The following is a 14,220-nucleotide window of genomic DNA, read 5'->3' on the forward strand; positions in this document are numbered from 1 at the left end:
TATATGGAGAATCGATGTATTCCGGTAAGGAGAGCGGAAAATTATGAGATCGAGGAGGGTTCCTTTTCCCTGCAAAGGCCTGGCCGGGAAGATTATCTGTGGAAGTACGCTGGCTATACTTCTTCCCTTTATAATTTTTTACCTCCTTCTCGGATACTACGACGAGAAATGGCTGGAGCACGAGCTCCGCTCCCAGGCCCGGGCCATCTATCACCTCATTACCGTAACCCGGCACTGGATCGCCTGGCACGGAGGAATTTACATCAAAAAAGAGGATCAATTTCACCTACTTACTCCATCTCACTTCGTACGCGACCTTTCCCTCTTTTCCCGGGGTAGCCTGCCCTACACCATAAAGATCGCCGTGGAACATCCCAAAAATCCCCTCCACGCACCGGATCCCTTTGAAAAGGAGGCCATCCGTCAGTTCAAGACCGGCAAAAAGGAATACTGGAAACTTAAGGGAACCCTTTACCGCTACGCCGCCCCCTTAACCTTTCGAAGCGAATGTCTGAACTGTCACCGCTGGTCCGCCGAAAAGACCGTGGCGGGATGCATTAGCATCGCTCTGGACACCACGCGCATGAAGGAACACCTTTCCCGCAGACGAGAACTCATCAACGCCTTTTTCGTCCTGACCTTTCTCCTCATGATGGTCAGTCTGTCCGTCCTCATCCGTCGCTGGATCCTTCATCCCATGGACAGGTTCAAGACCGCCACCCAGAGAATCAGGGAGGGAAAATACACCCGGGTGGACCTGAACAGCCGGGACGAATGGCAGGAACTCGCCGAAACCTTCAACTCCATGGTAAACCGGATCAAAAATCACCAGGAGGAGCTTGAGGCCAAAATCGCCGAGGCCACCGAGAAGCTGCGCACCGCCTACGAGGAACTCAAGAAGACCGATCAGTTCAAGAGCGAATTCTTTTCCCACATCTCCCACGACCTCAAGACCCCCCTCAGCGCCATAAAGGGCACCATCGACTTCCTCCTGAGGAAGAATCCGGGGGATCAACACCTCCTGATCGCTCAAAAGAACGCTCACAAGCTCCTCCAGATGATCAACACCATCCTGGACATAACCCGACTGGAACACGGCCAGCTGGAGCTCACCAAAGATCTGGTCGATCTGCGGGAACTGGTGGAGGAGGTCTGTGAGGCCCATCAACCCCTGGCCTGGGAAAAAGAGGTAAGGATCTCCTGGCATCCGCCGGAGGAGCCCCTTTGGGTGGAAGCGGATGCGGAACGCATGTACGGCGTTCTTTCGAACATCCTCGACAACGCCATTCGCTTTTCCCCCCGGGGGTCCGAGGTGATCGTAAGGGCCTCCAAAAACGGGAATCGGGTGCTTCTTGAGATAGAGGATTACGGACCGGGTATCCAGTCCGAGGAAAAAAGACGCATCTTCGAAAAGTTTTACCACCGGAATTCCGGAGGCCTGGGGTTGGGGCTGGCCATAAGTTATGGTATCATTAAGGCACATAAGGGAGAAATCTGGGTTAAAGACCCGGAGGGACATCAAGGAAGCGTTTTCGTCATTGCCCTGCCGTTGAAGGATGCCTAGGGAGAGACTGCTTCTCATAGAGGACGATCCGGATCTTCAAAAGGTCTTGCGGTCCCAGTTTGAGCTGGACAATTACACCGTGGAGACGGCCGAAAGCGGCGAGGAAGCCCTGGCCAAGGTAAAGGGCTTCCAGCCCGAACTCATCATCCTTGACCTCAATCTGCCCGATACGGACGGACTGAAACTGTGCAAGAGCCTTCGCTCCCTCACCAAGGCCCCCATCATCATCCTCACCGTGAGGGACAACCTCTCGGACAAGCTCAAGGGTTTTGAGATGGGGGCGGACGACTATCTCACCAAGCCCTTCGAGTATCTGGAACTTGAGGCCCGGGTGCGGGCCTGTCTGCGTCGGGCCCGGCTCATCAGCCCGGAAAAGGAGGAACTGGACTTCGGTCACTTCAAGGTCATACCGGCCAAAAGGGAGGTGTGGGTGCGGGGCCAGCGGGTTCACCTCACCCGCAAGGAGTACGACCTCCTGGAACTCTTCATCTCCCATCCCGGAGAGGTCCTGAGCCGGGACTTCATCAAACAGGAGATCTGGCCCAACAAGGAGATCTATCCCTGGAGTCGCACGCTGGATGTCCACATAAAACGACTGCGCGAAAAAATCGAACCCGACCCCGAAAACCCCCGCTACATCATCACCCATCCCGGGGTGGGTTATCGTTTTGAACCCTAGGGGCTATTCCCGCCGCGGGTTTCAGGTAATAGGATCTCTTCCAGTAAAACCCCAGGGCTCCGGTGGGACAGAAGTCCACGCATTCTCCGCAGTTCCAGCAATAGGGGCTGTAGGACCCGCCCCGATTGACCGGTAATCCCAGAGGGCAAACCTTCTCACAGATCCCGCAACCGGTACACTTCCGACTTTTGAGACGGACCTTTAGCCTTCTTTTCTGTCCCAAAAAGGCCAGCAGGCCCCCCAGGGGACAGAAATAACGACAATAAAACCGGCGCGTAAAAAGATGAAGGACCAGAATCACGAAAACGATGACTCCCTCCAGGGCGAAAGCGTGAAAGATTATCCCCAGCATTAGTTCCCGGCCTACGAGCCCCGGGGGAGACACGAACACGAAGATGGGGAAACCCAGCACCATGGAAAGAAGAAATTCCCCGATCAGGGCCACCCACAGGACCCGCAAACTCAGCACCAGTCTGTCCCGCCAGGTGAGTGGATTGTATCCGAAAAGCCTTTTTCGGATACGATCGAGGGTTTCCTGTAAAAAGCTGATCGGACAGATCCAGGAACAAAACACCCTTCCAAGATAAAGGGCCACCAGCACCGGAATGAGCATCCCTATGAGGGAGGGAAGGTAAACATACTTGGAAATGAGAAGGCTTTCGAGTCCCTCAAGAGGGGATACGATCCAGAGCCTCCCGATCCCGAGAGACTGGTACCAACCCTGAACGAAGGTGAAGTGGAGGTAAAGGTTGAGTATGGGAGGGATCAGAATAAGCAAAAAGGCGGCGCTCAGGGTGAGGTATCGCCAGCGTCGGTAATAGATCTTTCTTTTACTCATCGGGAGATCCTGAAGGCGTAAATGGGTTCCACCACGATGGCCCTGGGGATTACCGGACAGGCGTAAGTGCACAGTCCGCAACCCACGCAAAACTCCGGTACGACCACCGGTCGCAATCTGTCGAGCCTGATGGCTTTCTCCCTGAAGGGACAGGCATTGTAGCAGGAGCGACATATCCCCTGCCCCTTCCAGGTCACGCAGAGGCGTCGGTTTACCCGGGCCAGGCCCATACGGACCTCTTTCTGGGAGATCTTGCGCAGGGTACCGGTGGGACAGACCTTCACGCAGCGCATGCACAGGTAACAGGGAATCTTTTCCACATAGATAACCGGGGTGCCGGCGTAAAATCCGTGGCGAATGTCCAGGATTTTTATGCTGCGATAGGGACAACTTTCGGCGCAGCGCCCGCAGCGAATGCAACGGGAGGCGAAGAAATCCTCCGGTATGGCTCCGGGAGGACGCAACACATTGGTCTTAATGGGAGAGGAGGTCAGTTCCCCCGGAGCGCAGGCGGTCAAAACCCCGACCAGAAGTCCCTTCAGGAAGAAACGCCTCTTCATTTCTCCTTCCAGGGTCTCTCCGGAACATACTCCCCTTTTTCCATCCTCTCGATCTCGTCCTCCACATGGAAGTAGGCCACATTTACCGAAAGAATTCCCTCGTTCCGCCTGGGCCATTCCTTTATCTCTTTTTCCATCTTTTCCACGGTCTCGTCTTCGTAGACCACCACCATCTCTCCCCGATCGTTCCAGCCGTGCACCTCCACGCCGGGGAGGGCCTCCAGAAAGGCCCTAACCTCTTCCAGCTTTTCCGGCAGGAAACAGACCACTAAACCGGAAATAGGCATTTCCACTTACTCCCCAAAAAAACCGGGCCTTCGGCCCGGCGGTATAAAGTTCGGGGCGGGTTGTTCCCCGCCCCGGAGATACTTAAATCCTGTGTCCCACCACATAGGGTTTCAAGGGTCTGGGACCGGAAACCTTACGGATCCGGCAGGCACAGATCTTGAATTCCGGCTCCTTGGAGCCGGGGTCAAAGGCGTCCTTGGTGACCCGGTTGGCCATGCGCGATTCCTCCATGTCGTACCAGTACACGAACACCATTCCCTCAATGGGCCCCTCGTACACCTTGGCCGGCAGAACGATCTTCCCGCGCCGGGTCTCTATCTCCACCATGTCGTTGGGTTTGATCCCGAGCTTGCGGGCATCCCTGGGATTGATCTCCACATAGGCGTAGGGATTGGCCCGCAAAAGCTCAGGAATACGCCCGGTCATGCTCGAGGTGTGCCAGTGATCGATCACCCGACCGGTGGAAAGGTAGAAGGGATACTCGGCGTCGGGTTCCTCGGCCGCACCCTGATAAGGACGGAGCCAGATGTAAAGCTTGTGATCCCTGTGCGCCGGACCGTAAAAGACATAGGGATCGGTGCCCGGGTGTTTGTCCGCCAGGGGATCGATACCCCGCACGAACTTGGTGGGGGTGCCTCCGCGCAACGCAATCTCCTCGGTGGGAGCGGGCCACTGGACCCCGTCCGGGCGCTTTCTGAGCACCTCGTAGGTGGCCCCGGAAAGGTCGTTGTCCCGTCCCTTGGTGAGCTTCTGGGTGTACTCTTCCCAGATAGCCTTGGGAAGCTCGTAACCCTCCTCCTTGCCGAGGAAAGGCTTCACGCAGATGCGGAGATTCCGGGCCCGGCGCCTGTCTCCGAGCCTCTCGAAGTGCTCGGCCATCCTGAGGGCCCACTCCCGAACGATCCACACCTCGGGCTTGGCCTCTCCGGGCGGATCCACCACCTTGACCGTGAGCTGACTGCGCCGCTCGGTGCATCCGTAAACCCCGGTCTTCTCGAAGTGGAAGGCCGTGGGAAGCACCAGGTTGGCCAGCTCCGTGGTCTTGGTGGGAAAGATGTCCGTCACCACCACGAACACATCGTCTCTGCGCAACCCCTTGCGGTAATAATCACAGTTGGGAAGGCTCTGGGCCGGACTGGTGCAGTTGATCCAGATGGCCTTGATCTTGCCCTGGTTGACCGCCCGGAACATGGCGATGGTGTGATAACCGGGCTTGGGGGGAATCGTTCCCCGGGGCACCCCCCACAGATCCTCCACCTGGTGACGGAGCTTGTCGATCTTTACCGGACGGTGGGCCGGAAGGATGTGACAGAGTCCTCCCCCTTCACGCACCCCGCCGCAGGCGTTGGGCTGACCGGTGAGCGAGAAACTGTCCGCTCCGGGTTTACAGAGCTGACCGGTGAGGAGGTGAAGGTTGTGTATCAGGTTGTTGGCCCACACGCCCCGGATGCGCTGGTTGATGCCCATGGTCCAGAGGGACATGGTGGCCTTGGACCTGGCAAACCAGCGGGCCGCGGTCCGGATCTTTTCCGGCGTGATGTTCCCGCCGCAGATCTCGGCCGCTTTTTCGGGAGTATACTGCTTGAGGAATTCCTTATACTCCTCGAAGCTCACATCCTTCGGCGGCTTACCTATTTTGAACTTGCAGTACTTGCGGATGAATTCCTCGTCGTAGAGCCCCTCCTCAACGATCACATAGGCCATGGCGTTAAGCAGGGCCAGATCCGTGCCAGGCTTAAACTGGAGATGGAGATCCGCGATACGGGAGGTGGGCGACACCCGAGGATCGGCGTTGATCACCTTGACCTCGTCCGGGCGGGAAAGCTTGCGATTCATCACCCGCCGGAAAAGTACCGGATGGCACTCCGCCATGTTGCTCCCGATAATGAAGAAACAGTAAGCCTTTTCGATGTTGGCGTAGGAACCGATGGGTTCGTCCGCCCCGAAAGAGGTGAGGTACCCGCCCACGGCGCTAGCCATGCATAACCGGGGATTTCCCTCCACATTGTTGGTGCCCAGGCCACCGCGCATGATCTTCTGAAAGAGATAGGTCTCCTCGGTCAGGGCCTGACCCGATCCGTAATAGGCGGTGGCGTCAGGGCCATACCGGGCTACCGTTTCCGCGAACTTACGGGCCGCTATGTCCAGGGCCTCCTCCCAGGAGATCTCCCGAAAGGGCTGATCCTTGCGTTCGCGGTAAAGGGGTTTCTTCAATCTTTCCGGATGATGGATGATCCGGTAAAAGAGCATACCCTTCATGCACACATAACCCTTGTTGGTGGCCGACTCCGTGATACCCTTAATGGCCACGGGTTTCCCGTTCTTGAGGCCCAGGTAGACCCGGCAACCCACCCCGCAGAATCGACACACGCCGGGTTCCCAGCGGTCCACATCCGCGGCCTGGGCCACCTCCCTCATCCCCCGGGGCAACTCGATGCCCACCAGGGAAGCCGCCGTCAGGGCTGCGGTTCTTTTAATGAACTGTCTTCTGGTAAGTCCCATGGGACACCTCCTCCCGAATTATTCGTGTTTTTTGAAGAGATGCGGAGTGTGACATTCCCAGCAGGCCCTGTCCTTCGGGCAATTGTCGTAGGCCTTCGCGTGACAGGTGCGACAGGTCTCCCGCGTGGGTTCGTGGAAGGTCTCAAAGGTCCCGTGGCATTGAAAGCACTTGACCATGGCCAGTCCGTGCCGGGACTTGTGCCATTCCTCGTAAATTTCGGGGGTCTCCGTCCGATGACATTCGCTACAGGCGATCCACTTCTCCTGCTCGGAAAGCTCCGGATGGGTGACCGCGGGTTTCTTGGCCACCTCAGGGGACGGAGCCTTCTGGGGAGCACAGGCAAAAAGCAGAGCGGTCAAACCGACTATCAGAGTGCCCAGTTTTACTCTCATAACCTCCCTCCTTTTAAGCCCGAAAATTAAAGGGGGAGGCTACCGCCTCCCCCAATTGACCGTCCCTAGAAAGTGAAACGAAGCTCCGCGTAGAAGAAGGTCAAATCGTCGTCGGCCTGAAAGGCATCCTCCACCACATCACCGCCCCAGATGTGGCTGAGGTAGAGGTCGAGCCCCACCTTAACGCCGTTGTACTGATAGAGGTTCTTGATGAACACCGAGAGGTCCCACATGGTAAGAAGATCGTCATCTTTCTTGGCAATGTGATTCATCACCGGGGCGTAGCTGAGAGCATCCGGGCGCATCATGCCGGAGCCGAGATACCAGATGTCCCGGTCTTCGGTGAGATTGACGAAGTGAACATCAGAACGGACGACGACATTCTTGCGAGGTTTAAGGATCACCTGGGCCATCCAGTAGTTGGTATTCATGAAGGTGTAGGAAGGAGTCATGGAGTACACCCGCAGGGTGGGGATCATCATGAAGAAGGTCTCGTGGTCGCCGTCGTTGGGGTCGTCGTCCCCGGTGCCGTAGAAGTAGCCCACCCGGAACCAGGGCTGCCAGGGAAGGTCCTTGAACTTGTAGCCGGCCTCGACAGCGATGGCCCAGGCCTTATGGTCAAGGGTGCGATCGTGTCCAGCCACGCCCCGTCCCCAGGTTCCCCACTGATAGCCGCCCCAGAGGAGGAAGTCCGCCACTCCGGAGCCCATGTCGCGGGCGTAAACGAGATGCCCACCGAGCATGTGCACCTCGCAATCTCCCAGTCCGGTCAGCTCAGCCGTGTAGTCGTAGGTCTTGGTCCCCACCGTAACGGTCTTTACCTTGGAAAGCCTGCGCTCATCGTTGTAGTAATAGTAGAAGAGCTGCGCATCGAGGTTGGGCACATAGGGATTGGTGTCCTTGAGGCTTAAAACCGCGGTCACGATGTCGATGTCGTGGGTGGACTCCCCGTTCATCTCCGGATCGTCCCGCCGGAGATAGAAACCACCCGGGGTGGGATGCATGTAGGAGAGGGTGAAATTCCAGGGATTGAAGTCGTAGGAGAGCACGCCACCGTCAAAGGCCCTTCCCACGCGAGACCAGTCGAAGGGACCGATCATGCGCTGGGAGATGCGCACCTTCTTCACCCACTTGAGCGTGGCATTCTTGGGAAGGCCGCCTTCAAGCCCGGAAAGATAGAAAAACCGGCCGAGCTTCACGCTCAGACCCGGCACCATCGGGGGTTTCACCCGCACCCAGGCCTGAGAGATGGCCCCGTAACCTATGTTCGTGGCCTTGTCCGGATGCGCGGTAGGCCCTCCAAAAGGCCCGTTGAACTTGTAATAGAGCGCCCCTAATCCGAACTCTCCGTCATCAGGAAGGCCGAAAAACTGCGTCCAGTGGAGCTGGGCGTAGGCGTCCACCACCGGGGAAGAAAAGCCGGCCCCGAAACGCATCTTGCTGGAGACGAAGGAATACGAGTCATCGTAATCAAAGTTGTCCTGAGCGTACTTTTTGTCAAAGGTGTTCCAGTATTCGTAACGGATCTCCTCCTTAAAATCCAGCCGGCCCTTGACCTTCCCCTCTACCGTATAGGCCAGGGCCCCGGAAACCCACATCAAAATCCCAAAAAATGCCAACCATACCCAGCGTTTCATGTTACCACCTCCTTAATTTATTTTTTGTTTATGTATCGTTTCTATGCGTACGAATCTTTTGATTAATGCCGGAGAATAGACGGTAAAGTAGGCTTTGGCCTTATCGTCTCGTCTCTTCTTATCCGCGAAATCTATTATGTTTTGATTGCAGTAAAACTTGGCTACCGCCAGCAATTCCGGGACTTTCCCGCTCTCGCGCAGGCGTTCGAATTCCTCGGAAGAAACCTTGCCCTTGGAGGTGAAGTACCAGAAGAGCATTCGGTCGTGGGCCTCGAAGGTGGGTTCACCGAACCTGGCCACCAGGGTTCCCACCAGTTTTCTCAGGTCTTCCGGCGAAAGAGCGGGATATTCCTCAAAAAGAGCTATAATCCGTTGCGTGCGAGCCTCCACCGCCACCACGAGAGAGTTCCTGCGATACCTTCGAGTCCCCGGCCAGGCCTCCCTTTCGGGAACGAAGTCCCCGGAGTCCACGAACTTCGCTCCCAGCAGGAGATTCCCGTGGGTTAAACCGAGTTGCTGAACCTTGTCGAACTCGGAGGAGGCAAAGCCCGAGACGGACACGAAAAACCAGGCCATCATTACGATCAGGGTCTTCTTCATCTTTTCGCCTCAAAACGCGGGGGGAGGGGTGGCCCCTCCCCCTCTCGTTCTCGTTTACTGTTCCTTTCCGTAGCGCTCCTTGTACTCCTGCTCGATGGCCTTCATCATCTTGCCGAAGCCCTTGAGCTTCCACTCGTGCTCGGGGGTGTTCAGGATCTGCGCGATGAGCTTCTGATACTTGGCCAGCTTGCCGTGCTCCTTGGCCACCTTGAGGACTTCGGGGATGTACTCGTAGTAAAAGTGGCGAGCTACCTCATACAGCCCGTGCCAGTGCGTGTAGTCCGGCCCCAGCATGGCCGCTCCGTGACGGGCACGGCGTCCCTCGTGGTGCCAGATCTCGAACCAAATCCAGCCCACCTTGGACATGAAGGGCGACTTAGGCACCAGACCGTCCTTGACCATCTCCTGGAAGATCCGCTTGGCCGGCTTGGCGAACTTCTCGTTGTAGGTCACCACCAGAGCGTCGAACTGCTTGTAGAAGTTCTCCACCTGCTGCATACCGTGACAGCTCTTGCACACCTCCATCATGGCCGCCCGGCGCTCCTTCCAGCTAATGACCTTCTGGACCTGCTTCTTGGTTCTGACCTTCACCAGCTTGTCGCCCTTGCGCACATAGTCGTAGACCTCCACATACTGACCCGGAAGCGGCGGAATGTCCCCGGGCACATCGTAGACCTTGCCGTCGGTGGTGATCACCCGGTTGAGGTGCACGGAGATGGGCGGACGCAGGTTCCAGGAGATACGATCACCCACATTGTGGGTGTTGCGGGCGATGGAGCCGTTGGGCTTCACATAGGCTCCCATGTGGCAGGTGGAACAGGTGGGGGCAAAGTAGTAGTCCTTACCCAGCACCCAGGATCCGGTCTTGAGGATGTTCATCCCCATGAGCCCCTTCTCCCGCACGGCCGAAAGATAGGCGATCCCGTGCTTGGACTCCTCGTAAACCTCCTTCTGGGGATGATCCGGTCCCAGGTGGCACTTTCCGCAGGCGAAGGGCTGCCGCGCCACGCTGGCCCGGAAGGCGTGCTTGGAATGGCAGGCGTTACAGGCCCCCTTGGAGCCGTCGGGATTGATCCGCCCCATTCCGCTGTTGGGCCAGGTGGAAGGATCGAACTGCGGTGCCCCCTCCTTGTTGCGCAGAATCTTTCCGTTCTTGTCCCTGAGGACCTTCACCACCGATCCGTGGCACTGCCAGCAGGCGTTCTGGGCGTCGGCCTTGGCCGCCGTGGGCGGAAGCCCCCACTTGGTCACCGACTCCACCGGCGCGCTGCAGACCACCTCCCCCAGAAGGTTATCCAGAGAGGCCATGATCTGGCCGGCCGTGGCGTGATGAGAATTCTCGTACTCCCTGTACTCCCGCGGGTGGCAGTAAGAGCAATCCCGGGGCGTGATGAGGGTCTTGATGAAGGCCCCCTCGTGATTGTAGCCCAGGGGATCCCCCTTGTCCGCCGCGTGACAGGTATAACAACCCACCGGGCCCTCCTTGGCCGCGGCGTGCGGGGATTCCTGCCACTGAAAGACCAGCGACTTGTTCTCCTTCAGGTGACACATCATGCACTTCTTGTTGAGCTCGCGCACCTTGGGGTTGGTGACATCCTTTGAAAATTGCGTCACCGCCAACCCCGATCCTCCCCAGCCCAGAAGGGCCAGGCCCACCAGAAACGACCAAAACACCTTCCATCTCATACCCGACACCTCCTCAAAATATTTTTTAGGTATGGTTTTGGGCCTCCTCGGTAACCCACAGGGGAAAGATCTTGGAAAGCAGGTAAAGGATGACCACCGGGGCCATTAGGATAAGGATGGTGGGAAGAATGCCCTCCTTCTCAAAAAATCCGGGGTGATAGAAGGTGAAACCCCGACCGCTTTTCGAGACCATCTGCCCCCCGATCACCACATTCCACCGCATGCAGTAGACCTGGATAAGCAGCATCACCGAACACAAGGCCGCCAGATACTGCAAGGCTTTCCCTCGAATATTGGCCAGAGAGAGCACTCCGAGGATCACGAGCGGAATAAAGGAAAAAATAAAGATCTGCATCACGATAAAGCTCGTAAAAAGCGGTCCCGAAATGAGCTTCTCCAGCACATGCCAGCTCTCCACGCGCAGGTAGGCGTGCACTCCGAGATCCAGCATCTCCAGGACCACATCCAGAATGAGAAATCCCCACAGGTACTTCACCAGAGCGGAAAGACACTCCTCGTCCACGGGGCGCTTCTTCACCCACTGCACCAGGAGATATCCCAGGATGATGCCGGCGATACCCGAGACGCAGGCCGAAAGCAGAAAGATCACCGGCATGAGGGGCGTAAGCCACCAGTGCACCGCCTTGACCCCTCCGAAGATGAACCCCACATATCCGTGAAGCACGCAGGCCATGGGGATTCCGATGAGGGCCAGCCAGCCGGTCACCTTGTGGTCGAACTGAAGCGTGGCCGGAGAAAGATCAGTGTTCCCGAAGGTGAGAAACCGATAAACGGCGGCCTTAAGGCCGGTGGTCTGAGGAAGCAGGCGGGCAAAGACCGCCCGATAGATGAAGACGATCTCCAGGAGAAGAACCACCATGTAGGAGCTATACACATACCCGAAACCGGCCATGGCCGAGGTGGGGTGCGGGGTGAGCATGATGTTAAAGCAGCGCTCCGGACGCCCCAGGTGATTCAGAAGCGGCCAGGTGCAGCAGATTCCGAAGGCCAGGGCGAAGATCAACGCGAAACGCGAGACCGGACGCAGAGCCTTCACATGGAACACATGGTAAAGGGAGGACACGATGAAGGCCCCGGCGATAATTCCGGTGATGTAAGGATAGGTAACGATCATAAGACTCCAGTGGATGTGATGCTCGTTGGGAAATACATACCCTACGATGTCGGCCATCAGATGACCTCCTGCCGCAGATGGAGATATTTGAGACGGGGAAAGGTCCCCATGTCCGGCTTGAGCACGAAAAGCGGCTCACTGCTCTTCACTATCCGGGCCACCTCGGAGTTCTCGTCCCTAAGGTCCCCGAACTTGCGCGCCCCGGTGGGACAGGCGTTCACACAGGCCGGAAGCAACCCCCTCCGGACCCGGTGATAGCACCAGGTACACTTGTCCGCGGTACGCTTCTTCTTGTGGATGTAACGCACCCCGTAGGGACAGGCCTGCACGCAATAGGCACACCCTATACAACGCTTGTAATCTATGAGCACGAAGCCGTCGTCGGTCTTAAAGGTGGCCCCCACCGGACAGACCTGAACGCAGGAAGGCTCCTCGCACATGTTGCAGAGCTTGGGCACGAAAAAGGCGTCCCTGATGGGCTCGTCCACTTTTCGGGGCTCGGGATACCCCTCAAGGGCCCCCTTGGGGGAATCCACCAGCACCTTCCCGTCCTGAGTTATGATGTAGCGCTCCACCCAGGTGCGGTACTGCCCGTCAGGCACTCGATATTCCCGCTTGTCCGCCACGCAGCAGCTCCCGCAACCGATGCAGCGATTGATGTCCACCAGAAAAACGAACTCGTGCTTTTCCGGATCGTACTTTCCCTCTCCGCCCAGGCCGGGGATCTGGAGAGGCACCTTCACCGGCATGGGAAGCATCCAGTAAAGGGACCCCGCCGCCCCCTTAAGCAGACATCCCAGAAACCTTCGACGATCCTTATTCACGAGCCCCTCCCTTTCCGAGACTGGACCAGAATTCTTTGACCTGATTGATGTAGTAAAGCGGTGCGTGAACCAGATGACACTGATCGCAGGCGTGATCCTCCCGCACATGCTGCTTGCGCAGGTGGTCCGGAAAGAGCACGGTCTTTATGACTTTGGGATCCCTGGGACGGGCCTGAATGGCCCCGTTGTGACACCTCAGGCACAGCGCCCGAATGGCCTCCTTCCCCCTGGGATCCGGAAGGTGGCCGATCAGCTCGCCCCTCGCGTTCACATGATCGGCCCAGGGCCCGTGACAGAACTCGCAGGAAAGGCTCCGATGCTTGCTGGCGCTCTGAAGGGTGTACTCCCAGGGATGACAGCTCTTGCAGGAGGCATTGGTCATGTGGCGGGGCATACGAGCCAGCTCGTCGTCTATGGCCCCCTTCCGGTAGTACTTGTAAAAAATACTTCCGTGATTGCCGAAGTCCCGGGGAACCAAAAGGGTCCTCACTATCCCACCCAGCACCACCAAAACCACCAGCCCTATCAGGATTCTCTTCACATGGGTGCGATTGGGTTTCTCCGACACCTTACACTCCCCGTAAACGAAGTAGCGATTCTGGGTATATCAGGAGGAAATAAGCGCTACAAGAGAAAAAAGGTTTAAATTTGTTAAATTCCGGTTAAAAAGGTTAACTTCTGAGCACAATCTTTGCGGAGAGGTGTCTTTCGAGAAGGCTCTGAAGGGAAAGGAGATCCTCCTCGGCGGGCGGCGTTTTCGGAAAGGAGGGATCCAGGGTTTCGGCCCGGGGAAAGAACCTCTGGAGGGCTATTTGCCTGACCCCTTCCAGGTAGGGAAGCATCTCCTTTATTTCCGGTTCTCCCACCAGGGAAGGAACCACGGTGATGCGGACCTCGGCCTTTCCGTTAAGGCTTTTTACGCACTCCAGAGTCCGGGCTACGGGAGCGAAGTCTCCGCCCAGTTCCCCGTAACGGGAGGGAGCCGTCTTAAAATCCAGAGCCAGGTAGTCCACCAGCCCCTCCTCCACCAGAGAGAAGACCACCTCCGGATGGGAACCGTTGGTGTCGAGTTTCACCGGAAGACCCACCTCGTGCCGGACGCGTTCGAGAAAGGCTCGCAGGCGCCGTCCCCACAGGGTGGGCTCTCCCCCGGTAATCACCACCCCTTTGATGAAACCCTTTCGCCGGGAGAGCTCGGACAGAACCTCCTCTTCCGGCAGGTCCGGGATTTCCCGGAGTCTTTCCGGGAGCACCAGGTCCAGGTTGTAACAGTAGGGACAGCGCCAGTTACAACCCCCGAGGAAGACCACCGCCGCGATCTTCCCCGGGTAATCCACCAGGCTCGTACCCCGAAAGCCCTTGATCATCTAGCCGCAGCAGGCCCGGCGGGCAAACTTCCGGAAAGACTCCAGCCTCACCGTCTTGCGTTCGGAAAACTCCTGCTGTTTTCCGGCATTCCAGTTCTGAACCGGACGAAAGTAACCCACCACCCGACTGTAAATCTCGCAGGGTAC

The 14,220-nt window shown here is 57.4% G+C and carries 14 protein-coding genes and 1 pseudogene; 2 read left to right on the forward strand and 13 right to left on the reverse strand.

Going from position 1 to position 14,220, the window contains the following annotated elements:
• Positions 1 to 43: 43 nt before the first annotated feature.
• Both K3767_RS00980 and K3767_RS00985 read left to right on the forward strand, forming a co-directional pair.
• On the forward strand, positions 44 to 1,564 hold the full coding sequence (locus tag K3767_RS00980) for an ATP-binding protein (RefSeq protein WP_221171697.1): 1,521 nt from the start codon (positions 44 to 46) through the stop codon (positions 1,562 to 1,564).
• Positions 1,557 to 2,243 carry a response regulator transcription factor gene (locus K3767_RS00985; protein WP_221171698.1) on the forward strand — a complete coding sequence of 229 codons (687 nt, stop codon included), beginning with the start codon at positions 1,557 to 1,559 and terminating at the stop codon, positions 2,241 to 2,243. Before K3767_RS00980 ends, K3767_RS00985 begins: the two co-directional genes overlap by 8 nt.
• Here K3767_RS00985 and K3767_RS00990 read toward each other — a convergent pair.
• The 13 genes and pseudogenes from K3767_RS00990 to nrdD form a co-directional block, all read right to left on the reverse strand.
• Positions 2,206 to 3,081 carry a 4Fe-4S binding protein gene (locus K3767_RS00990; protein WP_221171699.1) on the reverse strand — a complete coding sequence of 292 codons (876 nt, stop codon included), beginning with the start codon at positions 3,079 to 3,081 and terminating at the stop codon, positions 2,206 to 2,208. The two genes, K3767_RS00985 and K3767_RS00990, sit on opposite strands and share 38 nt — an antisense overlap.
• Entirely contained in the window at positions 3,078 to 3,641 is a 564-nt protein-coding gene (locus tag K3767_RS00995) for a 4Fe-4S dicluster domain-containing protein (protein WP_221171700.1), read from the reverse strand. The genes K3767_RS00990 and K3767_RS00995 overlap by 4 nt, the downstream gene beginning before the upstream one ends.
• Positions 3,638 to 3,928: a chaperone NapD gene (locus tag K3767_RS01000; protein WP_221171701.1), complete on the reverse strand. Its 291-nt coding sequence runs from the start codon at positions 3,926 to 3,928 to the stop codon at positions 3,638 to 3,640. The genes K3767_RS00995 and K3767_RS01000 overlap by 4 nt, the downstream gene beginning before the upstream one ends.
• 82 nt (positions 3,929 to 4,010) lie before the next feature.
• Positions 4,011 to 6,431 carry a molybdopterin-dependent oxidoreductase gene (locus K3767_RS01005; RefSeq protein WP_221171702.1) on the reverse strand — a complete coding sequence of 807 codons (2,421 nt, stop codon included), beginning with the start codon at positions 6,429 to 6,431 and terminating at the stop codon, positions 4,011 to 4,013.
• Positions 6,432 to 6,449: 18 nt separating this feature from the next.
• Positions 6,450 to 6,824 carry a multiheme C-type cytochrome gene (locus K3767_RS01010; RefSeq protein WP_221171703.1) on the reverse strand — a complete coding sequence of 125 codons (375 nt, stop codon included), beginning with the start codon at positions 6,822 to 6,824 and terminating at the stop codon, positions 6,450 to 6,452.
• A 65-nt stretch (positions 6,825 to 6,889) separates the two neighbouring features.
• On the reverse strand, positions 6,890 to 8,461 hold the full coding sequence (locus tag K3767_RS01015; protein WP_221171704.1) for an alginate export family protein: 1,572 nt from the start codon (positions 8,459 to 8,461) through the stop codon (positions 6,890 to 6,892).
• Between the two features lie 12 nt (positions 8,462 to 8,473).
• A complete protein-coding gene (locus K3767_RS01020; protein ID WP_221171705.1) occupies positions 8,474 to 9,061 on the reverse strand; it encodes a hypothetical protein in 588 nt (195 codons plus the stop codon).
• A 54-nt stretch (positions 9,062 to 9,115) separates the two neighbouring features.
• On the reverse strand, positions 9,116 to 10,747 hold the full coding sequence (locus tag K3767_RS01025) for a multiheme c-type cytochrome (RefSeq protein ID WP_221171706.1): 1,632 nt from the start codon (positions 10,745 to 10,747) through the stop codon (positions 9,116 to 9,118).
• Between the two features lie 25 nt (positions 10,748 to 10,772).
• Positions 10,773 to 11,939, reverse strand: a complete 1,167-nt coding sequence (nrfD, locus tag K3767_RS01030; RefSeq protein ID WP_221171707.1) for an NrfD/PsrC family molybdoenzyme membrane anchor subunit — start codon at positions 11,937 to 11,939, stop codon at positions 10,773 to 10,775.
• Positions 11,939 to 12,706, reverse strand: coding sequence for a 4Fe-4S dicluster domain-containing protein (locus tag K3767_RS01035; protein WP_221171708.1), 768 nt, complete (start codon positions 12,704 to 12,706; stop codon positions 11,939 to 11,941). The genes nrfD and K3767_RS01035 overlap by 1 nt, the downstream gene beginning before the upstream one ends.
• Positions 12,699 to 13,274, reverse strand: a complete 576-nt coding sequence (locus K3767_RS01040; RefSeq protein ID WP_221171709.1) for a cytochrome c3 family protein — start codon at positions 13,272 to 13,274, stop codon at positions 12,699 to 12,701. Before K3767_RS01040 ends, K3767_RS01035 begins: the two co-directional genes overlap by 8 nt.
• Before the next feature lie 103 nt (positions 13,275 to 13,377).
• The gene (locus K3767_RS01045) at positions 13,378 to 14,073 is read right to left on the reverse strand and encodes an anaerobic ribonucleoside-triphosphate reductase activating protein (protein WP_221171710.1); all 696 of its coding nucleotides are present in this window, start codon (positions 14,071 to 14,073) and stop codon (positions 13,378 to 13,380) included.
• Positions 14,074 to 14,214 (reverse strand): annotated as a pseudogene (gene nrdD, locus K3767_RS01050) (anaerobic ribonucleoside-triphosphate reductase); the annotation flags it as partial.
• Positions 14,215 to 14,220: the final 6 nt, after the last annotated feature.

This window comes from Thermosulfurimonas sp. F29 (genome assembly GCF_019688735.1).
Classification (GTDB): domain Bacteria; phylum Desulfobacterota; class Thermodesulfobacteria; order Thermodesulfobacteriales; family Thermodesulfobacteriaceae; genus Thermosulfurimonas_A.